Annotated in this window: 24 protein-coding genes; 12 read left to right on the top strand and 12 right to left on the bottom strand. The window is 45.2% G+C overall.

All coding sequences use genetic code 11. The annotated features are described in order from the left end of the window. Positions 1–15 precede the first annotated feature (15 nt). The 3 genes from ACX9NY_RS01380 to ACX9NY_RS01370 all read left to right on the top strand — a co-directional run bounded on the left by ACX9NY_RS01380 (position 16) and on the right by ACX9NY_RS01370 (position 2,798). Positions 16–1,080, top strand: a complete 1,065-nt coding sequence (locus ACX9NY_RS01380; protein ID WP_472476780.1) for a suppressor of fused domain protein — start codon at positions 16–18, stop codon at positions 1,078–1,080. 63 nt (positions 1,081–1,143) lie between these two features. Next, the gene (locus ACX9NY_RS01375; RefSeq protein ID WP_472476779.1) at positions 1,144–1,905 is read left to right on the top strand and encodes a helix-turn-helix domain-containing protein; all 762 of its coding nucleotides are present in this window, start codon (positions 1,144–1,146) and stop codon (positions 1,903–1,905) included. A 113-nt stretch (positions 1,906–2,018) separates the two neighbouring features. After that, positions 2,019–2,798 carry a hypothetical protein gene (locus ACX9NY_RS01370; protein ID WP_339256683.1) on the top strand — a complete coding sequence of 260 codons (780 nt, stop codon included), beginning with the start codon at positions 2,019–2,021 and terminating at the stop codon, positions 2,796–2,798. A gap of 116 nt (positions 2,799–2,914) precedes the next feature. On the opposite strand, the gene ACX9NY_RS01365 is transcribed toward ACX9NY_RS01370, so the two are convergent. After that, on the bottom strand, positions 2,915–4,657 hold the full coding sequence (locus ACX9NY_RS01365) for an ABC transporter ATP-binding protein (protein ID WP_472476778.1): 1,743 nt from the start codon (positions 4,655–4,657) through the stop codon (positions 2,915–2,917). A 145-nt stretch (positions 4,658–4,802) separates the two neighbouring features. On the opposite strand from ACX9NY_RS01365, the gene ACX9NY_RS01360 reads away from it, so the two are divergent. From ACX9NY_RS01360 to ACX9NY_RS01350, 3 genes are all read left to right on the top strand, one after another. Next, on the top strand, positions 4,803–6,245 hold the full coding sequence (locus ACX9NY_RS01360; RefSeq protein WP_472476777.1) for an ABC transporter permease: 1,443 nt from the start codon (positions 4,803–4,805) through the stop codon (positions 6,243–6,245). 40 nt (positions 6,246–6,285) lie between these two features. Next, positions 6,286–7,797: an ABC transporter permease gene (locus ACX9NY_RS01355; protein WP_472476776.1), complete on the top strand. Its 1,512-nt coding sequence runs from the start codon at positions 6,286–6,288 to the stop codon at positions 7,795–7,797. A gap of 70 nt (positions 7,798–7,867) precedes the next feature. Further along, the gene (locus ACX9NY_RS01350) at positions 7,868–9,691 is read left to right on the top strand and encodes an ABC transporter substrate-binding protein (protein WP_472476775.1); all 1,824 of its coding nucleotides are present in this window, start codon (positions 7,868–7,870) and stop codon (positions 9,689–9,691) included. Between the two features lie 55 nt (positions 9,692–9,746). Here the strand turns inward: ACX9NY_RS01350 and ACX9NY_RS01345 are convergent, their stop codons facing one another. The 3 genes from ACX9NY_RS01345 to ACX9NY_RS01335 all read right to left on the bottom strand — a co-directional run bounded on the left by ACX9NY_RS01345 (position 9,747) and on the right by ACX9NY_RS01335 (position 12,332). Next, positions 9,747–10,388 (bottom strand): sugar O-acetyltransferase, encoded by a 642-nt coding sequence (locus ACX9NY_RS01345; protein ID WP_339236540.1) that lies wholly within the window; start codon positions 10,386–10,388, stop codon positions 9,747–9,749. Next, a complete protein-coding gene (locus tag ACX9NY_RS01340) occupies positions 10,381–11,382 on the bottom strand; it encodes an ROK family protein (RefSeq protein ID WP_472476774.1) in 1,002 nt (333 codons plus the stop codon). The genes ACX9NY_RS01345 and ACX9NY_RS01340 overlap by 8 nt, the downstream gene beginning before the upstream one ends. 494 nt (positions 11,383–11,876) lie before the next feature. Next, the gene (locus ACX9NY_RS01335; RefSeq protein ID WP_472476773.1) at positions 11,877–12,332 is read right to left on the bottom strand and encodes a hypothetical protein; all 456 of its coding nucleotides are present in this window, start codon (positions 12,330–12,332) and stop codon (positions 11,877–11,879) included. Positions 12,333–12,548: 216 nt separating this feature from the next. Here ACX9NY_RS01335 and ACX9NY_RS01330 point away from each other — a divergent pair, with 216 nt between their 5' ends. After that, a complete protein-coding gene (locus ACX9NY_RS01330) occupies positions 12,549–12,749 on the top strand; it encodes a hypothetical protein (protein ID WP_339236546.1) in 201 nt (66 codons plus the stop codon). A 153-nt stretch (positions 12,750–12,902) separates the two neighbouring features. Here ACX9NY_RS01330 and ACX9NY_RS01325 read toward each other — a convergent pair whose 3' ends face one another. Next, positions 12,903–13,640, bottom strand: coding sequence for a cyclase family protein (locus ACX9NY_RS01325; RefSeq protein ID WP_339236548.1), 738 nt, complete (start codon positions 13,638–13,640; stop codon positions 12,903–12,905). A 95-nt stretch (positions 13,641–13,735) separates the two neighbouring features. On the opposite strand from ACX9NY_RS01325, the gene ACX9NY_RS01320 reads away from it, so the two are divergent. Together ACX9NY_RS01320 and ACX9NY_RS01315 are read left to right on the top strand one after the other, a co-directional pair. Next, the gene (locus ACX9NY_RS01320; RefSeq protein WP_472476772.1) at positions 13,736–14,710 is read left to right on the top strand and encodes a helix-turn-helix transcriptional regulator; all 975 of its coding nucleotides are present in this window, start codon (positions 13,736–13,738) and stop codon (positions 14,708–14,710) included. A gap of 88 nt (positions 14,711–14,798) precedes the next feature. Continuing rightward, positions 14,799–15,434 (top strand): type 1 glutamine amidotransferase family protein, encoded by a 636-nt coding sequence (locus ACX9NY_RS01315; protein ID WP_472479183.1) that lies wholly within the window; start codon positions 14,799–14,801, stop codon positions 15,432–15,434. On the opposite strand, the gene ACX9NY_RS01310 is transcribed toward ACX9NY_RS01315, so the two are convergent. Next, positions 15,418–16,344, bottom strand: coding sequence for an NADP-dependent oxidoreductase (locus tag ACX9NY_RS01310; protein WP_472476771.1), 927 nt, complete (start codon positions 16,342–16,344; stop codon positions 15,418–15,420). The two genes, ACX9NY_RS01315 and ACX9NY_RS01310, sit on opposite strands and share 17 nt — an antisense overlap. A 199-nt stretch (positions 16,345–16,543) precedes the next feature. Between ACX9NY_RS01310 and ACX9NY_RS01305 the strand changes: the two genes are divergently transcribed. Further along, entirely contained in the window at positions 16,544–17,422 is an 879-nt protein-coding gene (locus tag ACX9NY_RS01305) for a PhzF family phenazine biosynthesis protein (protein WP_472476770.1), read from the top strand. A gap of 75 nt (positions 17,423–17,497) precedes the next feature. On the opposite strand, the gene ACX9NY_RS01300 is transcribed toward ACX9NY_RS01305, so the two are convergent. The 5 genes from ACX9NY_RS01300 to ACX9NY_RS01280 all read right to left on the bottom strand — a co-directional run bounded on the left by ACX9NY_RS01300 (position 17,498) and on the right by ACX9NY_RS01280 (position 21,785). Continuing rightward, positions 17,498–18,445: an alpha/beta hydrolase gene (locus ACX9NY_RS01300; RefSeq protein WP_472476769.1), complete on the bottom strand. Its 948-nt coding sequence runs from the start codon at positions 18,443–18,445 to the stop codon at positions 17,498–17,500. A gap of 111 nt (positions 18,446–18,556) precedes the next feature. Then, positions 18,557–19,273, bottom strand: a complete 717-nt coding sequence (gene exlX, locus ACX9NY_RS01295; protein WP_472476768.1) for an expansin ExlX — start codon at positions 19,271–19,273, stop codon at positions 18,557–18,559. A gap of 333 nt (positions 19,274–19,606) precedes the next feature. Then, the gene (locus tag ACX9NY_RS01290; RefSeq protein ID WP_339236562.1) at positions 19,607–20,812 is read right to left on the bottom strand and encodes a cation:proton antiporter; all 1,206 of its coding nucleotides are present in this window, start codon (positions 20,810–20,812) and stop codon (positions 19,607–19,609) included. A 3-nt stretch (positions 20,813–20,815) separates the two neighbouring features. Further along, positions 20,816–21,322 (bottom strand): cation:proton antiporter regulatory subunit, encoded by a 507-nt coding sequence (locus ACX9NY_RS01285; protein ID WP_339236564.1) that lies wholly within the window; start codon positions 21,320–21,322, stop codon positions 20,816–20,818. Continuing rightward, positions 21,312–21,785, bottom strand: a complete 474-nt coding sequence (locus tag ACX9NY_RS01280) for a GreA/GreB family elongation factor (protein ID WP_339236567.1) — start codon at positions 21,783–21,785, stop codon at positions 21,312–21,314. Before ACX9NY_RS01280 ends, ACX9NY_RS01285 begins: the two co-directional genes overlap by 11 nt. 388 nt (positions 21,786–22,173) lie before the next feature. On the opposite strand from ACX9NY_RS01280, the gene gdhA reads away from it, so the two are divergent. Continuing rightward, complete coding sequence (gdhA, locus tag ACX9NY_RS01275; protein ID WP_339236569.1) at positions 22,174–23,559, top strand: NADP-specific glutamate dehydrogenase; 1,386 nt, start codon at positions 22,174–22,176, stop codon at positions 23,557–23,559. 150 nt (positions 23,560–23,709) lie between these two features. Further along, positions 23,710–24,567 carry a pentapeptide repeat-containing protein gene (locus ACX9NY_RS01270; protein ID WP_472476767.1) on the top strand — a complete coding sequence of 286 codons (858 nt, stop codon included), beginning with the start codon at positions 23,710–23,712 and terminating at the stop codon, positions 24,565–24,567. Positions 24,568–24,644: 77 nt separating this feature from the next. Here ACX9NY_RS01270 and ACX9NY_RS01265 read toward each other — a convergent pair whose 3' ends face one another. Continuing rightward, on the bottom strand, positions 24,645–25,622 hold the full coding sequence (locus tag ACX9NY_RS01265; RefSeq protein WP_472476766.1) for a diaminopimelate dehydrogenase: 978 nt from the start codon (positions 25,620–25,622) through the stop codon (positions 24,645–24,647). Positions 25,623–25,787: the final 165 nt, after the last annotated feature.

The following is a 25,787-nucleotide window of genomic DNA, read 5'->3' as shown; positions in this document are numbered from 1 at the left end:
AGGAGGATTCAACAAATGACTTATGAAGAAAACACATCCGGTTGGGATGCAATTGATAAAACCATCGGTGAGCTATACGGTGAACAGGAGCCGCACCATTATGGAACATCCATTCCTTACATGCTCGGAGGTCCGGACCCTCTCGATGGCATCAGTGTTTATGCAGTGAATACACCCATGCCCCACTGGCATTTTGTCACATATGGTTTCTCTGAATTATATGGAAAAGAAATGCAGGATGCATCCAAAAGCGGGTATGGTTTTGAACTCACATTTCGCCTTACACGCAGTGAAGGAGAGACTTCTCCGCCAGCCTGGGCGCTGAATCTGCTTCAAAATGTAGGACGTTACGTGTTCACTAGCGGAAATATCTTTCAGCCAGGAGATTACATGGACGCCAATGGACCCATCTGTCTGGAGTCTGATACTTTGTTGACTGCGCTCTCGTTTATTGAAGATCCGGATCTACCAGCGATCTCTACGCCTAACGGTTCAGTGCAGTTTATTCAGATGGTTGGGATTACAGGTCGGGAGCTGGAAATGATTCAAACATGGAATGCGCGCGGCTTCCTCTCGGCCTGCTCCAATTTCATGCCCAAATACGTGACCGATCTGATGAGAAATTCGTACGCAGATATTCCTTCTGTTGTACAAGCGGTTGAGCATGGAATGGAACAGGACGGATCGAGCACAGCATTTTTATTCATACAACAACTGGGCTGGGAGTCCCCGCGTAAAAAAATGCTGATAAAGACTGTTCCGGGCAAACTCCAGCTTGGAGCCAAACAGGCTGTATTAGTCGGAACCATCCTTCGTAGCCGAATTTCGAAAGGCGAATCTCTGTCCTTGATCGGACCTGAGACCAATATTCTATTCGAAGCTGGAGAAGCTCCAGCAGTCGTGGAATCCGACAAACAAGTTACCCTGACGGTGAACACACAGATTGTTGAAGAGCTGGTGCAGAATCTTCGTCCGGTTGAAGGAACATTCGAGATCGCTTCATTGGATCATATGCTTGTTCAGATTGTTAAAACAGAAATTAAAAACCAGGAAGGGCACGTTATCAAAACGATTGGATGACGCACCTCAGATTCAATCAGATCCTACGCTTACTAGCGACTGTGCAGGAAGGAGGAATCAAACATGCCTGCCATTACACTTGCCTCACGGCACAAGGAGTCCGCCATGTGCAAGCATCTAACAGAAACGGCTCCGTTCGATTATTTACCTAAATCTCAACTGGACAGACTTCGCAAAAGCAATCATTTCCTGATTCATGCATTCCAGAACAGCCTCTCGCATATTAAAGAGAATTTAACGGGCACTTATCTTTTTCTACTCACAGATATGGACGGTGTGCTTCTCTCCATGGATTATAGTCCAGATCTGGAAACGGTAGTAGAAGGTTCACCCATTCGTCCGGGCATGATCTTCACTGCACAGAGCTGTGGAGTCAACGCCATTTCTGTAACGATGGACAGCAATGAACCTGTGCTTCTGTTGCCCGAGCAGCATGAAAGCCCCTATTTTCAAAGCTGGCATTGCTACGCTGCCCCTCTATCCATGGAATCGCAGCATTTCGGTTATCTGGATGTGTCCACCATTAACGCGGATATGCAGGGCGAGCTTATTGCTATTGCCAAGCTGATTCCTGCATATATGCAGAACAGTTACCAAAATCAGCAGGCTACTGAAGCTTGTGACAAACCAGCGGTGGAGTTCACAGCGCGTCAGTTAACCATTCTGGAAATGATCGCGAAAGGGTTCACTGTGAAAGCTATTGCTTTGAAATTGAAAATCAAGGAATGCACTGTGAATCATCATAAAAAAGTGATTTTCAACAAATTAGGTGTGCAATCCAGCACGGAAGCTGTTTCAATTGCCAGCCGATTGTCTTATTTATAAAGGACCCCTATAGATTCCTATAGGTAGTAAATGGGAACGTTTGTGCTACAATTTAGGAAACAAGCAAGATGTAGAGAGAGAAAACACACACACACACATTTCAGGAGGGTAATATGACAATTCCAAAGAAAGCTTCTTTATTCGCAATGCTCATGATGATTATGCTGGTTGCAGCCGCTTGCGGTGACAAGGCAGATAACACAGCCGCAACAAAAGAGCCTGCCGCAACTGAAACAACGACTGGCACTGATTCTGAGACAGCCAATACAGAAGAAACAGAGAACACTGAACCTGCAAGCGAAGAGTCCAAGGAAACGGATAATTCCCAAGACGTTGAGCTGGGGACTACACAAAAAGGCTCTTACACCAATGACTATTTCGGCGTATCTCTGAAATTCCCGGAAGCTTGGGAGTTCCAGGATGCTGCGGGTATGAATGAACTGACAAGCGCATCATCCGAAGCGATTGCTGGTGATGATGAAACGAAGAAAAAACAAATTGAACTGTCTCAAACCAAAACATTGAATCTGCTTATGGCTTCACAGTATCCATTGGACGGAGGTCAAGTTGGTCCTTCCGCTATGGCCATTGCTGAGAAAGTAAGCTTGTTGCAAGGCATTCGTACAGGTAAAGACTACCTGGAAGCAACCAAAAAATTCATGGTGGATAGCCAGTTCCCTTATGATTATAAAGAGATGACAACCGAAACCATCGGTGGTAAAGAGATGGATCTGATGCAAATTACGATGGATGCAGGTGACGGTTCAACGATTACTCAGGACTACTACAGCACGATTATTGAAGGATATGCTTTCAACTTCATCTTCACTTACATGGATGATGCAACCAAAGCAGAGATTGATACCATCAAGAAATCCGTTCAATTCAAATAATCGCTTTTGAGTATTGCCATTATATTAATAAAATCAAGTACATCCAACACAACCCCGACAACGATCTATAGTGATCATTGTCGGGGTTCTTTTTAGCTAAATTGAGTCACATCACTTTAGCTTGATATGGCTACCCAGTGGCCTTCCTTAACTTCTACCCACTTGGAATGTTCCAGATTATAACGGTCCTCTGCTTCAACAGATGTTTCTTTGACAACATGCCTCTTTTTCTTCGCTTCGATCGCCGGATCAGGCACAGGAATAGCTGATAGCAATGCCTTGGTGTAGGCATGTTGCGGGTTGGAATACAGTTCTTCACTCTCAGCCAGCTCCACAATTTTCCCGTTATACATCACAGCCACTCGATCACTGATATGTTTAACCATGGACAAGTCATGCGCGATGAACAGATACGTCAATCCGAGTCGCTGCTGCAACTCTTCAAGCAATTGTACGATCTGAGCCTGGATCGATACATCCAGTGCAGACAATGGTTCGTCACATACGATGAATTCCGGCTCCACAGCCAGAGCTCGCGCTATACCGATCCGCTGTCGCTGTCCTCCCGAGAATTCATGTGGATAACGCTGCGCATGGGCAGGATCAAGACCCACCATCTCCAGCAATTCCTCCACCCGTTTCTCCCGCTGAGCGGCATTGCCTGCAAGTTGATGGATATCAAGCGCTTCTCCAATGATATCCATTATCCTCATTTTGGGATTCAGAGATGCATAGGGATCCTGGAAAATAATCTGCATATGTCTGCGCATCGTTTTCATCTCCGAAGCGGACAGACGATTGAGCGGAACTCCCTTAAACAGCACATCCCCACCTGTTGGCTCATGCAATCGAAGAATGGCGCGCCCCGTGGTCGATTTACCACTGCCGGATTCTCCCACAACGCCGAGTGTCTCTCCTTGCCGAATATGGAAACTGATATCATTCACAGCCTTTAAAGTGTTGCCTTTGCCCAGATTAAAATGTTGTTTGAGCGACTTCACCTCAAGCAATGGCTGATCGTCTTCCAGATCTCTCGGAACCATGGATACCCGTTTTGGCTTTTTCTTCTGATCCAAACGTGGTAATGCATTCAGAAGCCTGATCGTATACGGGTGTTTGGGATTAGCAAAAATCTCTGCCGTCGTCCCAGTTTCCACAATCTGTCCTTCTTTCATCACAACAACCCGATCACACATGCCCGCTACTACGCCCAAGTCATGCGTGATCAGGATAATCGATGTGCCCAGTTGCTCTTGCATATCTTTCATCAAATTCAAAATCTGTGCCTGAATCGTAACGTCCAGAGCGGTTGTCGGTTCATCGGCAATGAGTAATTCAGGACGACAAGCGAGTGCAATACCGATCATGACCCGCTGACGCATGCCTCCGGAGAATTCGTGCGGATACTGGTTGTAGCGTATTTCGCTGCGAGTTATCCCCACCCGCTCCATCATGGCAATCGCCTGCTTCTTGGCTTCCCTTTTGGACACCTTCTGGTGTTTGATTAGACTCTCAGAGATCTGTTTCCCCACTTTAATTGTCGGATTAAGGGAACTCATCGGATCTTGAAAGATCATACCAATATCACGCCCACGGATGCTCTCCATCTCTTTCTGCGTTTTATTGGCAAGGTCGACACCCTTAAATAGAATTTCTCCCTTTTTCATCTGCGAAGGAGGCGATGCAAGCAGTCTCATAATGGAACGTGCGGTTACACTCTTTCCACTTCCCGATTCGCCTACAATGCCTAGTGTCTCCCCTTTTCGCACTTCAAAACTTACTTCTCGCACTGCCTGAAACTCACTCTCTCCGGAGTGAAAAGAGACAGATAACTCATTAACTTTCAGTAAAGGTTCCATGCAATCACCAGCTCTCATCCGTTTTTCTCATTCACTCATATGTATACCATTTAATTCCTTGACAATTGTTTAGACCCTAAATAATATATACTATATCAATCGGAATAATGCAATTTAAACCTGAATGAAAGGAGGTACACTTGGTTTGAATCTTGCAGATGGCAGTAGAATCTCACGGTTGGTACACAATTTAAGCTTTATTTATGGCAAAATGCTGCTTCATCCTTACTATCGATACGTTCTGTTCATTCTTGGATTACCGATCAATTTAGTCGTGTTTCTAATATGGCGTTCACATCGAAAAAATGACGGCTGGGTAGCTGCCAGACAGGCCGCTGAGCAAGAACTGTTCGCTTCTTCCTACCGGAACAGACTGAAGTTGGAAGTGGAAGAACAACTGCGTCGCAAACATCGTTTTTTCCAGCAGCAGGTCAGTGAGGGAGAATTCAAACGTCAGACCGAGGAATGGTTGGAGGAGAGCGTTCAGACGGAATTGAAGGAGCGGACATCCCGCATACTTCAGCAACAAGGAAATCAACGTCTTACAATGGCCGATACATTCCACTCACTGATCAACAAACCATGGTTTTTGGCGATATCCATTATTCCAGGCTGTCTCATGTATAGCATCCTGTTCTTGTATGGTAATCCTTATCTAAAGTACATATTTGAAAGAATACTGATGACGGTATTTGTCATTCTGGGCGTAGCTACACTCGTATTTACAATTTTGTATCTGTCTCCGTTCAACCCGGCAGCTAACATTCTGGGAGAAACAGCAACGCAGGAACAGATTGCCGCGTTCAATCAGGTGTATGGCTTGGATCAGCCTTATCTTACACAGCTTTGGAACAATATCAAGGGCGTCGCCTTCTTCGATCTTGGCAAATCTTTTGCAGGAAATGAAGACGTAACAGCCACGATTGCAAGGAAGTTTCCCATTACCTTGACGCTTGCGGTCATTTCCCTGCTGTTAGCACTTGTCATTGCATTACCCATTGGCATTATCTCAGCAATTAAGCCTAATTCGTGGTTCGACTACACCTTCATGTTTATTGCTCTGATTGGATTATCCATCCCGAATTTCTGGCAAGGGCTTATTTTCATTCTGAACTTTTCGATCAAAATGCAGTGGCTTCCCGCCACCTTCAACCCGCAGAACTGGCTGTCGATCATTATGCCGACCATTGTGCTGGGTACGGGTCTCACGGCCGCGGTGGCTCGGATGACCCGCTCTTCTACACTGGAAGTCATTCATGAGGATTATGTCATGACCGCCCGTGCCAAAGGATTAAGCGAACGCCAAGTCATGCTGAAACATGCTGTGCGCAATGCATTAATTCCCATCGTAACGGTAGTTGGACTTCAATTCGGAGCCATGTTGGGCGGAGCAGCGGTAACGGAGAAAGTGTTTAATATCAGCGGTCTCGGCAGCTACATTGTGGATAAACAATTCATCCCCGATATTCCGAGTATCATGGGCGGAGTAATCTACACAGCCATTACAATCTCCATTATTAATGTAGCGGTTGATCTGCTGTATGCTTTTATTGATCCAAGAGTGCGCTCCAAGATGAAACAATATTAATGTGTGAACTTTTTGAACTACCTCTTAAAGCAGGTGTACTATGACAAACTCGTCTTTAACACAAGAAATGCGTTTCCGGCTTAAGTCTTCTCGTGAATACAGCCAGGCGAGCTTCGCCTGGGTCACGTCTCTTCTCTTGACTGCATTGCTGTTGTTCAACAGTTATGACTGGAGCGAGCAGACGTTCAAACCATTTCTGCTAACGATCCTTGGGATCTACGTATTCTTCACACTAGTGCAAACTGTCATCACGTTTCGGATTCGAAAAGACTTGATCCGCACCGGTACAGTCTCTGCTCTGACTCGCAGGCTTGCCTGGGTTCAACTACTTGCTATCATTTCAGGCAATATATTTATCGTAACGGCAGCCTTTCATCTGATTCGAAAATCCAGGAACGTGGAGTATACCTTTGCGGTGTACATGTTGTTAACCCAACTGTTCGTGATCGGTGTATCCGCATTAAATATCTTCAAACCTTATGTGGCTGACAACTTCCTGCCTGCCATGGCGGTGCTGATCTTTATTCTGGTCATCGACCTGGTCGTTCTAATTATCGTATCCCGTTATAACGCGACCTCGATCCTCCCTCGCTGGATGATCGGTGTAAGTGTGGTACTGATGCTGACCTCGATCACAGGTAATGTATTCGCACTATTGCTCGGCATTTCCATTATTGGACGCATTCGCAGACAGGGGAAACAAAAATCAAACTTCTGGAACGATCTGTGGGAGCGCCTTGCTCCGAATATGACTGCCATGTCCGGTTTGTTTTTTATCATTTTTCTGTTCTCGATATCGATCTGCAGCTTCTTTACCTTTGACTACAGCATGGCTGTGGAAAATAACTATTCCGCTCTGCTACAATCGCCTTCCCTCGCGTATCCCTTGGGAACGGATGACTTCGGACGATGTTTATTTTCCCGGATTGTATTCGGTGCCCGGATCTCCTTGATCGTAGGTTGCATGTCGACGATCATTCCTGTGTTAATCGGTGGAGTCCTTGGAGCGCTCTCTGGCTTCTACGGTAGGCATACGGATAACATCATCATGCGACTGCTTGATATTCTCTATGCCATTCCGGGCATTCTGCTTGCCATTGCCATTATTGCGGCGTTCGGAGCGAATACGGTCAATCTTATTCTGGCGCTTAGTCTGGGTTCCATTCCAACGTACGCCCGTACGATGAGAGCCAGTGTACTCTATGTATCTACATTTGAATTTGTGGAAGCTGCACGTGCACTGGGGTACAACAATCGTACGATTATTTTCAAACACATTATTCCCAACTCCCTTGCACCCATGATTATCAAGTCTACACTCACGATTGGTGGAGCCGTTATTGCTACCAGCAGTCTGAGTTATCTGGGACTCGGCGTGGAGCCGCATATTCCGGAATGGGGTAACATCCTGAAGCTAGGCAGTACATACCTGGAGACTCACTCTTATCTGGCGATTTATCCAGGCTTGGCTATTATTCTGCTGGTTCTTTCGTTTAACTTCCTCGGTGATGGTCTGCGTGATGCGCTCGATCCCAAGCTGGAGAAGGCCTAAATGATTGGTTGAAATGAAGGATATATAAAGAATTCACACATCACACATTATAAATATGGAGGGTAATCCCATGAAAAAACGGACACTGATCTCATTGCTACTAATTCTCGTCATTGTGATTTCCGGTTGCAGTGTAAAAACAAAAACCGAATCCCAGGCGGAGACCGCACCAGCGGACACAACAACCGAAACTGCACAAAAACCGGCAGACATTGAGCTACTCGCCATGAGTTCTTCCGAAAATGATGTAAACATTGTCCGCGACCAGCTGACCAAAAACGGCTTCAATGTGAAGCTGAACCTTCAACCGGATTACGGCAGCTTCAAATCCCAGCAGGATGCAGGGAATTATGACATGGCCTTGTCCAGCTGGACAACGGTAACGGGAAATCCCGATTATGCCGTACGTTCTCTTTTCAAAACAGGTGGAGATTACAGTATCCTCGCAGATGGGGAGATTGATAAGCTTATCGATCAGGCAGCTACCCAAACACCAGACCAATACAAAGATACGTACAAACAATTGGAAGATCGCTTGGTAACGGATCAGGCTTATATCGCTCCTCTGTACATTTCCCTGAAAAGTCAGGCTGTGAACAAAGACATTCTGAATGTCGAAACCGTGCGTCTCTCCAAATCCCGCGCGATGGCCTGGGAACCGATTGAATTCAAGGACAGCTCCAAAAATGCCAAAGATCCGCTGATTCTGACGCAAAGCGCATCCGTACTGACTTCCCTTGATCCGATCAAAGGAAATGACGGTTCCATCAACCAGTTGAATACGAATATGTATGTACGTCTCGTTAACCTCACAGATGACGATCAACTGACAGCAGAAGGATCATTGTCTCATAATTTTAGCATTGCTGAAGGTAATTCAGATTACTACTTCATTCTCAGAGACGATATCAACTTTGCGAAGATTGATAACAAAAAAGCTGTAGATACAGGAGAACGTGTCGGTGCAGATGATGTCATCTTCTCCCTGGATCGTGCGAAAAACAAAGATTCCGTTCCGGATCACCGGACATACAGTCTGCATGAACATATCAAAGAAGCTGAGGTTGTAACGGATCTGAGTGCATTGCAATCCATTAAACAATCCAGCGGTAACGGCACAATCCTCGAAGCATTGGAACAAGGACTGGGCAGCAAAATTACAGAACTCGTAACTGACAAAACCAAAGCGGATAATAGCGCAGGAAAATATCAGGTCGTTAAACTGACAACAACGGAACCTTTCCCACAAGTACTGAACTACCTGGCTCACCAATCAGCCGGGATCGTCTCAAAAAAACAGGTGGAGAGCATCAACACTTATGATGTAGCTTCTTTTGACGTCAACAAAGATATTCCTTACGGTGATCAGAACACGGTGACTGAAGGCGCATCATACAATAACACCCTGTATACGAGCGGACCTTATATTTTGTCATATAAAAATGACTATGAAGCTGTATTCTTGCAAAATCCGGGATACCGCAAAGGCACTGAATATGCACCGAAAATTGCTCAGGTCAATGTCCGGTTCATCGCGGATGCAGACAGCGCCCTCTCTGCTCTTCGCAGCAGTGAAATTCATCTATACTACGGTGTGCCTGAAACCAAGTATGACATCATCAAAAATGACAGCAAATTGCATCTGCAAAGCATTCCGAGCAACGCTGTTTCTTATCTCTTGTTCAACACGGCCAACCGTGATGTGGCCAAGAGCAGTGATTTGAGAAAAGCCGTACTGTACTCCATTAATCAGGATGAAATTTTGAGCTTCTACAAGAATAACAAACTCAAAGCATACTCCACAGTAAGCCCGCTCGTTCCGACCGGGAATGAATTGAAAGCTGATCCTGCAAAAGTAAAAGAATTCTTGAGCAACTATAACGCCTCCAAATAAACGTATACCAAAAAAGCTGTCACTGGATCATCTACCGATCCTGGTGACAGCTTTTTTATTCTTCCAGCACACGGCAATCTGCCAAAACATCGGGGTAATTGAGCATGCTGTCTGCTTCAGTAATTTTGCGAATCACCTTACACGGAACGCCTGCTGCAAATGAATGCGGTGCAATATCACGAGTCACGACACTCCCAGCTCCAATGACACATCCATCTCCAATGGTTACACCTCCGCACACCGTGACGTTCGCCGAGATCCATACATCGTTTCCAATCGTGACAGGTTTGGCATAACATAGCGACTTCACATCACCGTTCTGATCCACCATCTGTCTCCGCTCGCTGGCAATCATGGGATGAATGGGAGTAACAATCGTAACGTTGGGACCAAAACTGGTATAGTCCCCGATCGTCACTGGTGCATCATCTTGTATCGTCAGATTGTAATTACCGAAGAAGTGATCGCCTATCCGGGTATGCACACCATAATGAAAGAAGATGGGGCCTTGCAGGAATCCACCTTTACCGATCTGCCCCAATAGCTGTTGCAATATTTGTTCCCTTTCCTGCGTCTGTTCCTCAAATGTCTGACTGTAACGCTGACTGAGATTATGGGCCCGCCTTTTGATAGTCTTTAATTCCGGATCACTTGGACTAAACAATATGCCCTTCATGATTCTCTCTTCTTCACGCATGATGAATCCTCCTCTTCAACGCCTTAAGAACCATTCCCCTTAACCCAGCATCAAAATCATGTTGAAACGAGTCCTGATGTACGATCTCGGGCAATGCCGGCATGGGATTCTGCTCCCCGTACTGTTTCCACGCCAAATCCAGTTCTTCTCTCTCCACACGTTCCTGATAAATGACAATCTGGTGCGGGGCGACGACGGCATTGATCGTTTGCAGAATATGACATACCTGCACCACAAAGTCGTTTTTACTCATGTCACGTCTCCAATCTGGTGAATAAGGAAGATACTTAACCTCACCAAACATCCCGTTTTTCCCGCGGATCATCTGTCCATTCAACATCATGCCCATACCCGGCGGGTATCGGTTAGGAAAATAAATTCCTGCTACACTCTGTTCTTTCAGATCAGCATGCTGTGCACAGTACCCGCTAATCGCTGCATTCACATCATTCTCCACGAGAACGTTCAGCTGGAACTCGCTCTCGATCTCCCGTATCAGATGGGAATGGATAAGCTCTTCATGACTGCTCACCGTGATATCCCCGTCCACGGCTTGTCCTGGAATTCCGATGCCAATCATATCAATGGAGGGGTACTCCGCAACGAAACGCGCAATAAGTTGCAGCAAATGTTGTTTATCAAAAGCAGGCAGAATGCTCTCTTCCTTCAACACAACCTTATTCTCCAGATTCATGACCGTTGCCGAAATCAACTCCTGGCCTTTCATCTCTTTGATGTAAAGAACCAAAGCAAGCTTGTAATTATAATTATATCGATATGCCTGAGCAGGACGCCCGCCATTCGAGGGAACCACTTTATCCTGGAACAACTCTCCGCCATCACATAATTCCTGGATCAGCGCATTGATCGTAACCACACTAAGATTGGTTAATGAGGCTAATTGCGGTTTGGTTGCCGTCTCGATCTGCTGCATGACTTCACGCACATTATTCAAATTGATGTATTTCATCATTGTAGCATTGGCTTTTTTCATAACCCTCTCGTTTCCACTCTGGTTCAATGGAGCCAAAGCAATGGTATGGATGTCATTTCACTCCATATCATAGCACAACGTAATACCTTACTCGAACCCACGAGTTCCTTCGTGCTCGCCAATAATCGGAATCGCCAAAGTTGCTCTGTTCACTCAAACAAATCATCCATCGACTTCACAGGTTTTACTTCAATCGGCTGTTTTGACAAGACCATATTTGCATAGGCACCAGCCCAAATTATAATTGCCATAATAACGTATACCATCCATGCACACCTCCCTGTTTCCTGCAAATTATGATTTTGCGATATTCATACATATGCTTATTCCTCATTAATAAATATACTTTATAAAGTTTATTACGTAAGTATGCGAGGATATCCGTTCTTTGTCAACTACAACAACATGTTTCCGCTCGAGGCCCATAACAAATAGCCGGCGAAAGAATCATTCAACGATTCTTTCGACAGCCGTTAGTTCCATATACAAGCAGTTTATTTCGAATATGTTCGCTGTACAGAAGGTAATAAAGTCACAACTTGAATACCCACTCCCCATGCAAAATAGACCAAGTGAATGATAGAGACATCCTGAATCCAATACACCTGCGCCATAATCCAGATGATGAGGGCAAACCCCGTGTATAAGGAAAAAGTCCAGGCCCAGTAGCGGTCAGGATAGAGATTCAGCCTCTCACCCGGCGCCCAAGGAGTGTAGCGTATGAGTGCAATAGCAATCATTATAGGCATCACACCAAGAACCAGCAATAGGATGATTCCCGGAAACAAAAAACTGGAAAACGGAGAATTCAGCAACAAAGATTCAGGCAAATTCACCATATTTCCAGTTGGGTTGATGATTAACATGCTTCCTCCAACGATCGCCCCAACCCCCAGAATTCCATGCATCAAAATGAGTAACCACGATCTACCTTCACTTTGCTTCATCATGAATTGCTCCTTTCTTCCTCTCGTTTCTCAGCCTCATACAGTCAATCTTAGAAGGATGATGATCGCCCCCTCTAGTGCCATTCTCACACATGCCGTGCATTGTTCCTGTGCTTCTTTTCACTATATTGATCTCGAACATCATTCATAATGGTAAAACTTGATAAAAGAACGTACGTTCGGTATAATGAAATTATCCTGAATAAGCGAGAGGCAGATATGGACGACAAATTTATTAAAGAATTACGCGAGATTGGTCGGGATGACAGACGAAGATCGGAATTTATGATTCAAGGCTTGAAGGAGACACTGCAAGAACGCAAAGAAGAAGGTGTACTCAAACGCTGGATACGGCGTAAAAAAACAGAGAAGAAAATCTCTCAAAGATTTAATCAAGATCCTCATTCGGATCAAAAGTAACAACATAAAAAAGGAGGCGTATTGCGCCTCCCATGCTACTTACATATGTGGATCAGTTAATCTAGTTAATACCTGATTGATCTATTAGTGCGCGTTCAAAATGGTCGGTTTTCAGTACCAAGAAGATGGAATGATGCTTGGACCTACCCCGTTTCACGGCAGAATAGCAAAGGATCGAACCGGGAAGCCGGAGGCTTTCTCCGCCTTGGGTACAATATTGAAGATGACCGCGCCTTTAGCTGGCACCTGATCCAGATTCGTTAACAGCTCAACCTGGTATGTATCCTGAGCAAGCACATAATATTCTGCCAGGAGTGCCCCATTCTTCTGATAATCTACGGCTGAATCCGTGTCAAAGGTTTCGTGCCCAATGGCCTTTATTTTTCGTTCCTCAAATAAGAACATAAGTGCACTCACCGACCATCCAGGTGCATGACTGTTGCCCTCATCATCCTTGTTATCAAATGCTTCATGACTCGGCCAACGTTTGCTCCAATCCGTACGTAAAGCTACGAAGCTTCCTGCTTCAATCATGCCATGTTCTCTTTCAAATTCATGAATATGCTCTACATCCAGTGTAAAATCCGGGTTATTCGCCACTTCGGCTGACTGGTCAATGACGATAAGCGGGAGCACAAGCTCCTTCAAACCTAGTTCATCCAGATACCGGGTATCCCGAACAAAGTGAATCGGGGCATCAAGATGTGTACCATACTGACCAGGGAACTTGAAGCTCTGAGCAAAGAAACCTTGATCGTGATTAAACAGCGTATCAAATTGTGCTTCTTCAAAAGCTGAGAAATGTGGGGATTTCGGTCCAAATGTATGGGTCAGATCCACCCACTTCTTTTCTTTTAACAATTGAATGGCTTGAATGAGTTCGTTGGACATCCGTATCACCTCATGCACAGAATGGAATAAATTTCCCCTATTATATCCTATTACACCAGAAAATAAATGATTGATTAATCTCTGAGGTGAAATTAATGTCTAAGCTGGATAATATGTTGGCTATCCTATGGCTGCTTAACTCAGGCCGAAAAATTACAGCCCATCAAATATCTGAAAAATTAGAAATGAATATACGAACCGTTTACCGTTATATGGATGCACTTTGCGCCAGTGGAGTACCGATAATATCTGACACGGGTCATCATGGCGGGTATACTCTCTTGAATCAATTCATTAAAAGTCCTCTTCTTTTGGATGTAGGAGAGAAAACGACATTACTTCATGCTGCCATATTCGCCAAAGAAGCTGGGTATTTTTTAGGAGAGGCATTAGATAGCGCAACTTCAAAGCTTATGATGCACTCCAATCAAGAACAGGAGAATATGATTAAGCAACAATTTGAAGGGGTTGAAGTGATCGGTTCCCTTGGGAAGCCAAGAATAGAGCCCAGTACTGAGATCATATTAAAGACATTAGAGCAAAGTGTACTCCAAAAGTCGTCTGTAAAAATCGATTACCTAACCAGTCACGAAGAGCAATCCAAGTTTAGAATCGTGGACCCCTATGGAATAATCTATTGGAATCATCATTGGTATGTTATAGCCTTTTGTCATTTTCGGAATGACATTCGCAGTTTTAGAGTGGATCGAATCATTTGTGCTAACCAGACAGAAATGATGTTCAACCGACCACCTCATTTTTCGGCAAGTAAATTTTTCAGAGGCAGCCTCCTTCCGGAAGCACAAAATCCGACATCATTTATTCCTCTGGTGCTTACAGGTAAATCAAGCACACTGGATGGCCTATGCCTGCATTGGTTTTTGGGACACCATCTCCAAGAACGGACTGCTGAAAAAGCAACATTCTCACTCGACAAAGAAGACATCCTTCAATATGTTCCTACCTTGCTTTTATCCTATGGCAGATCTGTTCAGGTCATTGAACCTATAAGTTTGAAGCAAAGGATGGTTGAAGTTCTGCATGATCTCATTGATCATTATCAAGTTTGAAAACTTTACTGACGGTAAATGTCAGTGAAGTTTTTTTATAATACAAGAGTAATCCAATCAATCATGAATAACAAAAGGGGAGTGTATGATGCAAAAGAAGAACATATATCTTTATGTATTTAATACGATGTCAGACTGGGAGGTAGGTTATTTAAGTGCTGAACTGAACTCGGGAAGATATTTTAAGAAAGATATTGAGCCTTTACAGGTTGTAACCGTAGGTGCAGATCAACATCCGGTAACGACCATGGGCGGATTGAACATCCTTCCCCATATTTCGATTGATGAATGTACGTTGAAAGGTAACGACGTCATCATTCTTCCGGGAGGAAATACTTGGATGGACACCATCCATGATCCCCTATTAAAAAAAGTTACTGACGCTATAGAAAAAGGTACGGTTGTTGCGGCCATTTGTGGTGCCACAGTTAGACTCGCAAAGATGGGGTTACTGGACTCCATACAGCATACAAGCAATGATCTGCAATATCTGAAGATGATATGTCCAGATTATACCGGAGAAGCTTATTATCAAACGGAGCCAGCAGTAACCGATGGAAATGTAGTTACTGCATCTGGAATAGCTCCGTTAGAATTTACGATGCATGTACTGAAGAAGCTGGATGTCTTCACACCAGAAACTTTACAGGCCTGGTACAATCTGAATCGGACTCAAGAGTCCACATACTTCTATGAGTTAATGAACTCTATTGCACCTGAATAACGAGTTTTCCACGCGTATGATGGGATTCACTTTTCTCGTGTGCTTCCCTTAATCCCTGCTCAGTTAACGGGTAGGTTCCATCAATAACCGATTTGAGTTTGCCTTCCGCAGCCAGTTCAGCCAACTGATCCAGTTGATCCCCTTTGGGCTCCATCATGAAGACGTTGGCCGTCACTCCAGCTTCCTTGGCAAGCTTCTCATCCGGTTGTTCCACCAAGGATACCAGATGCCCGCCGGACTTCAACACCTTGAAGCTGTCGCGCTGAATATCACCACCCATGGTGTCCAGTACAACATCATAACCGGAGAGAATCTCCGAGAAATCTTCTTTTTTATAGTTGATAAAATGATCCACACCCAGCGATCGAAGTAACGCTTCGTTTGAATCACTGGCCGTAGAAGCCACTTCAGCGCCGAGGGACTTGGCAATCTGAATGGCATACGTTCCCACACCACCTGACCCAGCATGGACGAGTACCTTCTGCCCTTTGCCTAGACGTCCATGATCTAAAAGAGCTTGCCAAGCCGTCATCGCTGCCAGCGGGATCGCTGCCGCTTCCTCGAAGCTTAAATTCTCCGGTATACGGGCAATAATGTCTGCATCAACTGCAACATATTCTGCATAGGTTCCGAATTCGCGCGGACGTGCAAATACCCTGTCACCTTCTCTGAACCTTGTGACATTCGAGCCTACTTCAGCCACAGTACCCGCAACATCTCCGCCCAGAATCAACGGAAAATTATCCGCTGCTTCTTTCATATAGCCTTGTCTAATCTTAAAATCCACCGGATTGACCGACGTGGCATGCGTTCGGATCAGCACCTGATTCACTCCACATGCTGGTTTGGCTACTTCTTGTTCCTTCAATTGTTCCGCTCCACCAAATTCCTCAATCACAATTGCTTTCATTAGAGATCCCAGCCTTTCCATTGGATTATCTTTATGCTCTCTCTCCCTTCATTACCCTTTCCCAGCAGTCACTTGACCTATTCATTCAAAAGATCACAGCAATCAAGGGATTCACTATCCAGTTCAACAATCATGATATAATGTCGATTATCGATTATGTTAGTCCTTAATCCAATACTTGAACAAGTGAGGTAACAATATGGAAGTTGAAGTAAGTACATTACATGCATTTTCGGACAAGGCTCTTGGCGGAAACCCCGCAGGTGTTGTTTTACAAGCAGCGCATTTGTCTGAATCCCAGATGCAGGAGATAGCCAGACAAGTCGGTTTTTCAGAAACTGCATTTGTTATGCCATCGGGACAGGCTGATTTCAAAGTACGTTTCTTCACTCCAAGTGATGAAGTTGATCTCTGCGGACATGCCACAATTGCTTTATTTTATCTAATGAAAACACAACATCTCGTTGATGTTGGTACATATACACTGGAGACACTCGCCGGAATTCTTAAAGTTGTTATTGAAGACAATGGAGAAGTCTACCTAGCACAGACTTTGCCGGAGTTTGGGGAGATCGTGGATCGTCAGCAGATTGCCGATTCATTACGTATTTCTACGGAGGATTTACATTCCGAACTTCCTGTACAGATTGTGTCTACCGGGCTACCTGATATCATGATAGCTGTTAAAGATGTTGATGTTCTGACCAAAATTGATCCTGACTTCCAGCGTATCACGGAAATAAGCAAGACTCATCATGCCATAGGTTATCAAGTGTTTACACTCGAATCAGATGTTATGGACGTTCTGACCGAATGTCGTAATTTTGCACCACTGTATGATATACCGGAAGAGAGTGCAACGGGTACCTCCAATGGTGCCATGCTCTGTTATTTACACCATTACAACCAGCTTACAGATCCTCATCATCACACGTATACGCTCAGACAAGGGTATACCATGAACCGCCCCTCCGAAATCCGAGCCAGATTAACTTTGGACAGCTCCAATGAAATTATACAGATTCAGGTTGGCGGTCGTGCAATTCATATCAAAAACATTCAAATTCACCTCCCTTAATGGGAGGTGTTTTCTATATTAAAGATATGAGAACTATGTATTTTTGAAGCCATATCATGACCTTATATCATTGGATTATTGAATCTCTTGTAAAAATCGTAACACCGCTACCTCCAACTGCTTCAGTCCTGGCTGTTCTATAGGAAAATGGCCTGCACCCTCCAAAATGATGCATTCCTTATCTACCACCAAACGATCAAAAAAAGGTTGGCTGAACCTGAAAGGTGTCATGGGGTCCAATTCGGGGTGAACCACCAGGACCGGACACTGGCTGAACTGTTCCGGGCTTACTTCCGGTTCTTTATCAAGGAATGTTCTTAATAATTCCAACGGAATGCGTGTAGCTGCCGCTTGTGGATCATCCATAATAAGCCGGGTTAAGTCCTGGTTATTCGTAATCAGTTGCATCCGGGATACCTGCTTGACCGAAATACGTACATGGTCCAGCAAACCAGGGAACATATCCATCATACGTTTCCCCACACGGCTCACCAGAAGGTTCGGTGCAAGCTGATCACGCATTTCCTGATTACTCGTGTCTACAAAGGTAGTTGCGATCAGACCCTTAACGTGATTGCTACGTGCACTGGTGTGATAGGCAAGCATCCCTCCGATGCTACTTCCCAATACAACGATGGGCTTGCCATCTTTCATGTATTCCCGTTTGATGAGTGACACAAGTAGCTCTATCCATAGTTCGTAGTTGATACGTGTACCAGACATTGCGTAACTTAACCCATATGGCGGAAGATCCGGCGATACCACCTCGTATCCATGTCGCTGCAACATGCGGGCATACGGAGCGAGCAACCTGCCATTGCCTCCCGCACCATGAATAAACAGAATTTTGATTGGAGACTCCGGTGCAGGTAAACGATCCATATGCAGATGAACCCCATTTGACTCCCACCATTCTTCTTCAGGAACTGTATGCTCCCCTAACCTCACTTCTTCCGGGAAAAAAGCCTGATACTGCTTCCAATAGGGATGTGTTGTCTGATATGAAGGCAAACTTTTTTTCATACGGTTGATTCTCCTCTTTTCATGTACCCAAAAAAAGCCGTACTATGTACGACTTTTCGTTAAGAATACGTCAATGAACATACTTCTTTTTATAACACCTTCGTATATCTGTCAATCCGAAAACTGGACATTGCCCGGTACGATGTACGCACCACCCGATCCATCATTAGGTAGAGCTGGGATCGTGTCATTTATTACCTGACCGCGAATATCGGTCATACGAACGTTTAGTTTTTCTTTGCCCAGTCCGGTTCCGAGGAAATGATTATAGTCCTGCTTTTCAAGATTGAGCCACGTACCATCCTTCTGTTTCACTTCGAACTTCAGCACCGGATACTTATGGTTGCGGACCTGAATGGCTGCCCACCACTGACTGCTGCCTTCCTTGATCAGATAGGAGACATTACCTTGGGTGGGAGCTTTGACTACTTTCCAGCTGATATTGATTTTGCCTGCCTTTGGGTCACCAATCAGGTTAAAGGCATTTGGCGATAGATCGAGCGCTCCACTGGCACCCTCTGGATAGAGGTCTGTTACATAGACCGTTGTTTTGCCTTTCGGACCTTGGACTTCGAGGTAGGCTCCCGCTAGAGCAGCTTTGACACCGTTATAATTGAGCTGGATTGGATTAAGTGCAGTAATTTTCATGTCCGAAGGGATGGGATCAAGCAACAGCGCACCTCCCGAGTAACCTGAGCCCGTATACGTCGCATAACCCTGATATGTATCATTCCACGCGGCAGATGCAGGTAGAGCAAATAATACGAAACTGAGCAAAATCCCTGTACTGGCCCATTTTAACCGCTGAAATCTACTTTTCTTGTTCATGAGCTATTCCCCCTCTAATTCTCGTGTAAATGGTACGTTCAACTGCTAGAATCAAATATAACATTATTTTACATAATAACTTTTTACTTTCAATCCATTTCTGCCAAATCACATCCAAAGTCCTGCCTCTGAATTTGAACATTCACGACCACGCACAAGATATGGATACATACGATAAATTGGTGTGTTAAGCATGATTTCAAGCCGATATTCGGTCCATTTCTATTAATAAAAAAACGCCACACCTTGGAGTGATTTCTCACTCCAACCGTGTGACGCTTATTAGGCCTTGCGGTCAGAATTCTCTGACTGTCCAAGGACAGCTACACCGCCTCATCCTGTCTCCCTTCGTTTCACCCGCTTCCTTAGTCGCTCATACTGTGCGTAGATCCGCGGAGATTCTTTCGTTAGGATAGGCCCCAGCACAGCCAGAATTAACACATACAATACGGCAAACGATTGAATGGATACCATCAGCCCTCCGGCCTTGCCGATGTTCGCCATGATAATGGAGAATTCGCCCCGGGAGACCAGGGTAAAGCCCACATTCAAGGAGGCTTTAGGACTCATTCCAGCCAATCTGCCAGCGATCATGCCTGCACCATAGTTACTGGCGATCGTCAGAATAACGGCAATGATCGTCATGCCAATTGCTCCGCCAAGTGAAGACGGCTCGATGGTCAGACCAAAACTGAAGAAGAAAATGGCACCAAAAAAATCTTTGAAAGGCATGATCTGGTGCTCAATCCGACTGACATGTCTTGATTCGCCCAGCACAAGACCCATCATCAATGCTCCAATGGCTTCCGCTACATGCAATGTTTCCGAGAAACCAGCTACCAGGAAGAGCAGTGTCATGACGGTAAGCAGGAACAACTCTGATGACTTGATATTCAGTGCCTTATCAATATATTTGATGCTTTTCCTGCCAATAATCAGGAACAGCACAATAAACAGCAGGGCAGACAGGGATACCAGCAGAACACTTAAGAATGAAGTTGCCCCGCTGAGCACAAGCCCGGTCAGGATGGAGATATGAATCGCGATGAACAAGTCATCGAACATGATCATGCCCATAATAATCTCTGTTTCGGGGTTTGCCGTGCGTTTCAGATCAACGAGCACTTTGGCTACAATGGCTGTAGAAGAGCTCGTCATGATCCCACAGACAACGAGAGTCTCCTGAAGGGGCAGATCCATGAACCACCCCAACAGTAATCCAGAGACAAAATTAAGCCCTACATAGAACATGCCTCCGGTCAGAATGGCTTTGCCAGACTTTAATAGACGGGAGACAGAGAACTCCAGACCCAGGTAAAATAGCAAAAACAAAATGCCAAGCCTGCCCATAAATTCAATAAAGGTCGAACTTTCAATAAAACGCAAATCCACTATGCCGATCTGTGGTGCATGTGGTCCAACAGCCATACCAATCAGAATATAGAAAGGAATGACTGAAAATCGTAATCGTGAAGATATCAGCCCAGTAAGTGTAATCAGCGCAACGGCAATTCCCACTTCGAATATGAGCATATCCATAGGCTAAGTCCGTCCATCAGTCAACAATTGTTTGAGGTGTTTAATCTGATTCCGTTCACCGGCAACGACAACTGTAGCTCCCGCGGTAAAAGCATAATCCGGACCTGGATTAAAATGTTTCTCCTTATCCTTGGTCACCACAGCAAGAATAACAGCGCCCGTAGCCTGACGGATATCCAGTTCACCAATCGTCATGCCTACGCTTGATGCGTGAGGTTCAATTCGTAGCCATTCGATTAACAACCCTTCAAGCATGACTTCACGCTCATCTTGAAACTTCGGTTTATAGGTCATACCCCCAACGATGGCGGCTACCGCCCGGGCTTCATCATCGTCAAGGGTGACAAGAGATACCATATCCCCCATCTCTTCAGGTGTATCCCCTGACTCCATATGGAACAGGTCACGCCTTTCGTCATTATGAATCACAATGACCAAGTGCTCACCACTACGGGTATGCAGCCAGTATTTACGTCCAATCCCTGGTAAGTCTGTCTCTTTAAAGTGCATGATCTGCACCTCCCAAGGCCGACTCGTTTAAGGTTTCGCCCCGCAGCTCAATGCCTGTGATGCGTATTCTCATGGAACCTGATGGTGTATGGACAGACCTAACTTCCCCTTTGCGGCCAAGCAGCAATTGACTCCCCACTGGAGAGAGGAAGGAAATGCGACCCTCATCCGGATCCGTATCTTCTGGCATGACAATCATGAATGAATCTGACGTATGAAAATCGATATATTCAAAATCAATATGACTGCCGATCAATACAGCCGAGTCCAGATCTTCATCAGGGCCCAGTAGCAGTTTTTCCACATATTCCGTATAGGCCAGCAGTTGTTTTTCCATTTGTATTCGCTCTGGATCACGCACGTCGAAATAGGCGTCGAGAAATGTTCTTTTCTCTTCACCGAATGTAAATAGCTGGCTCACCAGCTTCTCTCTGCAATTATGGCGGGAAGTCCTATGGTTCATAATAGATTTCACCCCCTATACAAGCCTTGTTCTCCATGTTGATTGGCATGTTTCTCTTCATCATCTTGTTGTCCTCCTTCTGATTGTTAAAAGGCCTCGGGATACGAGACCTTCTTACCATCTTACCAAAACTAATATTTTAATCCAGTATATTCGTCTAACTCGCTTTTATATTATCATTTGTGGTCATATCTTCCATTTAATAACTTTATTCTTCACATCATGTGGTAGATCCATAGAACATTTTAATTACTGCATAAAAAACATTTTATGAATTTATATCTCGTATTTTTATTTGCTTTACTGTATATTTAACTACAAACTTTTATTCAATTTATGCAAATAGGTATTTAAAGACTTTAACACGATAAAGGAGTGCATCGAAAAAGTGTCCACGATAACAAAAGAAACTACAGAGTCCGTTCAAGTTACTGCCGCAGAATATGTTCATTCCGTCTATGAGTCGGTTGTCGCCAGAAATCCGCATGAAGACGAGTTCCATCAAGCTGTCAAAGAAATTCTGGATTCCCTTATTCCAGTTATTGAAGCACACCCGAAATATCGGAACCATAGTCTGCTGGAACAGCTTGTCGAGCCCGAACGTGTAATCACATTCCGTGTCCCATGGGTAGATGATCAGGGCAAAGTTCAGGTTAACCGTGGATTCCGGGTGCAATTCAACAGTGCCATTGGTCCTTACAAAGGCGGACTTCGCTTCCACCCTTCTGTATACTCGGGCATCATTAAGTTCCTGGGCTTCGAACAGATCTTCAAAAATGCCTTGACCGGTCTGCCTATCGGCGGTGGTAAAGGCGGTTCTGACTTCGATCCCAAAGGAAAATCGGATCTGGAAGTTATGCGTTTCACGCAAAGCTTCATGACAGAGCTGTACAAATATATCGGCTCAGATACCGATGTACCGGCAGGTGACATTGGTGTAGGCGCAAGAGAAATCGGTTACATGTTCGGCCAATACAAACGTATCCATGGTGGGCATGAAGCAGGCGTATTGACAGGTAAAGGTCTGCTGTACGGAGGAAGCTTGGCACGTAAGGAAGCCACTGGCTTCGGATGTGTGTACTTCGTGAAGGAGATGCTGCAATCCAAAGACCTCAGCTTCCAAGACAGCACAGTCGTAGTCTCTGGGTCTGGTAATGTATCCATCTATGCTATTCAAAAAGCCCAAGAGCTTGGAGCCAAAGTCGTGGCATGCAGTGACTCAGGTGGCTACATATACGATCCACAAGGCATCAACCTGGATACCGTGAAACGTCTGAAAGAGGTTGATCGTCTTCGCATCAGCGAATACATCAAAGAACATCCGCATGCTACATATACCGAAGGCTGTGAAGGAATCTGGTCTATTCCTTGTGATATCGCTCTTCCGTGTGCGACGCAAAATGAGATCGATGAAGAAGCTGCTGCCCTTCTGGTTAAAGGTGGCGTGAAAGCCATTGGCGAAGGCGCAAATATGCCTTCCACCCTAGCTGCCATTGATGTCTTCCACGGCGCGGGCGTACTGTTTGGTCCAGCCAAAGCGGCTAATGCTGGTGGTGTAGCCGTGTCTGCTCTTGAAATGTCACAGAACAGCATGCGGTTGTCCTGGTCATTTGAAGAAGTAGACGCCAAGCTTCATGACATCATGAAGAACATCTACAACAGCTGTGTGGAAGCTGCTGAAGAGTATGGCTGTGAAGGCAACCTCGTAGCCGGAGCGAATATCGCCGGTTTCCTCAAGGTCGCTGATTCCATGATCGCTCAAGGTGTAGTTTAATTTTTGATTCTCCACGATTAAAAGGCGTTCCCATCTTATTTGGGTAAACGCCTTTTTTTCGTTGTCTCTAATTGCTCTAATCGCAGGGCAATGGTAAAGTGGTACAGACGTAATTCCATTTATTTGTACTCGTATAAGGAAGTGTTTACATTGTCTAACCAACCATTTTTCAGTACTGCGAGTCCTCATCTGAGTGCAGACTGCGAGCAATGTTTTGGCCTGTGCTGTGTTGCCTTGCCCTATGGCAAGTCATCTGATTTTGCTTTTGAAAAGGCCAGCGGCACACCCTGTCCCAATCTGCGCACGGACAATCGCTGCGGTATCCATACCCAGCTTCGGCAGAAAGGGTTCAAAGGCTGTACGGTATATGACTGTTTCGGAGCTGGACAGAAGCTGTCTCAAGTAACTTACGCGGGCAAGGATTGGCGTGATCATCCGGAGTCTGCAAAGGAGATGTTTGATTGTCTGCCTGCCTTGCGACAAATTCACGAGTTGCTCAGTTATATGAAGGAAATGATGATGAGACCGGAGACATCATCCCTTCACTCGGCATTCGGTGAGTTATATGAGGAGATCGAGCGCTTGAGCAATCTGGAGCCTGCGGCCCTCCTGCGTCTGGACATCGTTCATTATCGGTCCTCGGTGAATCAACTCTTGGTTCAGGCCAGTGAAATGATACGTGCGAATGTGCCAGCCGCCGCCGCTCATGGACAAGGGAAGTCGAAGAAGAATAAAAAACGTACCGGAAGTGACTTTTTTGGTGCCAACTTAAAAGGGGCTGACCTGCGGGGCGCAAGCTTCCGAGGGGCTTTAATGATCGCAGCCAACCTCCAAAATGCAGATATACGAAATGCCGATTGGATTGGTGCGGACTTACGGGATACGGATCTGGGCGGTGCAGACCTGAGAGGTGGCATCTTCCTCACGCAATCGCAGATTAATGCAGCCAAAGGTAATGTGAATACCAAGTTACCTGATCATCTCAACATTCCCTCACACTGGGTATAGCACAAAACAAAAAACAGCTCGTCCTATACATCTAGGGACGAGCTGTTTGTTATTGAAACTACAGAAATGAAGCAGAACTATAACAAGTCGCGGCGAAGATCTTCAGCCGATTTCGGGGACAGGTGACCGAGCGGAATATCAAATACCGTTTTCGCTCCCTTATGTCCTTCCACGCTCAAACGTTGTGCGGCTCTCGCATACGCTACAAGTACACTCGCTGTAAATTCAGGATTGCTGTCGAGTTTCAGACCGAATTCAATAATTTGCTTTTGACCGGCACCTGTAACACCACTGCGAATTACAAATCCACCATGCGGCATACCTTCATGCTCGGATTTTAATTCTTCTTCAGTAATGAACGTTACAGTAGTATCGTAATCCGCAAAGTAGTTAGGCATCGATACAATCGTCTCACGGATCTCATCCTGATTGGCGCCATCTTCAGCTACCACATAACATTGACGCAGATGTTTCTCACGTGTAGACAGCTCTGGTGTCTCTCCTGCACGAATACGGTTGATAACATCTTCCACAGGTACAGTATACTGTACACCCGCCTTAACACCTGGAACACGACGAATAGCATCCGAGTGACCTTGGCTAACACCTTTGCCCCAGAACGTATACTCTTTTCCTTCTGGCAAGATGGACTGTGCAAGCAGACGGTTCATGGAGAACAAGCCTGGGTCCCAACCTGTGGAAATGACGCTTACATGACCGCCTTGCTCTGCCGCAGCATTCACTTCCTTGTAGAATTCAGGAATCTTGGCATGTGTATCGAAGCTGTCTACTGTATTGAACAACTTGGCGATGGCTGGTGTTTGCTCCGGAAGGTCCGTTGCCGAGCCACCACAGAGGATCATAACATCGATCTTGCCTATGTATTGCTCCGCTGCAGAGATATGCTCAAAGCGAACTTCTGCACTTTCAGCGACCATCTGCTCCGGATTACGACGTGTAAACACAGCAATCAGTTCAAGATCCTCATTCTGGGAAATGGCTTTCTCTACCCCTTTACCCAAGTTACCGTAACCAACAATACCCACTCTAATCATGTTCAATCCTCTCCTGTCTTCTTCTATAGTTGTCTATTAATCTATTATAATGATATAACATACCATGTAACCTGTCAGGTTTCCAGTTCGAAATAAAAATACCTTGCAGCGGTGCAGCAATAATGCGGCTCCGCATGCAAGGTATTTTGGCGTTGATTCGTTATT

This window comes from Paenibacillus sp. CB74 (genome assembly GCF_055687625.1).
The sequence above is the reverse complement of the archived record's forward strand: the minus strand, read 5'-3'. Positions and strand labels throughout refer to the sequence as shown.

What these genes read in the sequence shown, in the direction of transcription:
- ACX9NY_RS01380 (WP_472476780.1), top strand. Translation starts at nt 16, where the DNA reads ATGACTTATGAAGAAAACACATCCGGTTGGGATGCAATTGATAAAACC.
- ACX9NY_RS01375 (WP_472476779.1), top strand. Translation starts at nt 1,144, where the DNA reads ATGCCTGCCATTACACTTGCCTCACGGCACAAGGAGTCCGCCATGTGC.
- ACX9NY_RS01370 (WP_339256683.1), top strand. Translation starts at nt 2,019, where the DNA reads ATGACAATTCCAAAGAAAGCTTCTTTATTCGCAATGCTCATGATGATT.
- ACX9NY_RS01365 (WP_472476778.1), bottom strand. Translation starts at nt 4,657, where the DNA reads ATGGAACCTTTACTGAAAGTTAATGAGTTATCTGTCTCTTTTCACTCC.
- ACX9NY_RS01355 (WP_472476776.1), top strand. Translation starts at nt 6,286, where the DNA reads ATGACAAACTCGTCTTTAACACAAGAAATGCGTTTCCGGCTTAAGTCT.
- ACX9NY_RS01350 (WP_472476775.1), top strand. Translation starts at nt 7,868, where the DNA reads ATGAAAAAACGGACACTGATCTCATTGCTACTAATTCTCGTCATTGTG.
- ACX9NY_RS01345 (WP_339236540.1), bottom strand. Translation starts at nt 10,388, where the DNA reads ATGCGTGAAGAAGAGAGAATCATGAAGGGCATATTGTTTAGTCCAAGT.
- ACX9NY_RS01340 (WP_472476774.1), bottom strand. Translation starts at nt 11,382, where the DNA reads ATGAAAAAAGCCAATGCTACAATGATGAAATACATCAATTTGAATAAT.
- ACX9NY_RS01335 (WP_472476773.1), bottom strand. Translation starts at nt 12,332, where the DNA reads ATGATGAAGCAAAGTGAAGGTAGATCGTGGTTACTCATTTTGATGCAT.
- ACX9NY_RS01330 (WP_339236546.1), top strand. Translation starts at nt 12,549, where the DNA reads ATGGACGACAAATTTATTAAAGAATTACGCGAGATTGGTCGGGATGAC.
- ACX9NY_RS01325 (WP_339236548.1), bottom strand. Translation starts at nt 13,640, where the DNA reads ATGTCCAACGAACTCATTCAAGCCATTCAATTGTTAAAAGAAAAGAAG.
- ACX9NY_RS01320 (WP_472476772.1), top strand. Translation starts at nt 13,736, where the DNA reads ATGTCTAAGCTGGATAATATGTTGGCTATCCTATGGCTGCTTAACTCA.
- ACX9NY_RS01315 (WP_472479183.1), top strand. Translation starts at nt 14,799, where the DNA reads ATGCAAAAGAAGAACATATATCTTTATGTATTTAATACGATGTCAGAC.
- ACX9NY_RS01310 (WP_472476771.1), bottom strand. Translation starts at nt 16,344, where the DNA reads ATGAAAGCAATTGTGATTGAGGAATTTGGTGGAGCGGAACAATTGAAG.
- ACX9NY_RS01305 (WP_472476770.1), top strand. Translation starts at nt 16,544, where the DNA reads ATGGAAGTTGAAGTAAGTACATTACATGCATTTTCGGACAAGGCTCTT.
- ACX9NY_RS01300 (WP_472476769.1), bottom strand. Translation starts at nt 18,445, where the DNA reads ATGAAAAAAAGTTTGCCTTCATATCAGACAACACATCCCTATTGGAAG.
- exlX (WP_472476768.1), bottom strand. Translation starts at nt 19,273, where the DNA reads ATGAACAAGAAAAGTAGATTTCAGCGGTTAAAATGGGCCAGTACAGGG.
- ACX9NY_RS01290 (WP_339236562.1), bottom strand. Translation starts at nt 20,812, where the DNA reads ATGGATATGCTCATATTCGAAGTGGGAATTGCCGTTGCGCTGATTACA.
- ACX9NY_RS01285 (WP_339236564.1), bottom strand. Translation starts at nt 21,322, where the DNA reads ATGCACTTTAAAGAGACAGACTTACCAGGGATTGGACGTAAATACTGG.
- ACX9NY_RS01280 (WP_339236567.1), bottom strand. Translation starts at nt 21,785, where the DNA reads ATGAACCATAGGACTTCCCGCCATAATTGCAGAGAGAAGCTGGTGAGC.
- ACX9NY_RS01265 (WP_472476766.1), bottom strand. Translation starts at nt 25,622, where the DNA reads ATGATTAGAGTGGGTATTGTTGGTTACGGTAACTTGGGTAAAGGGGTA.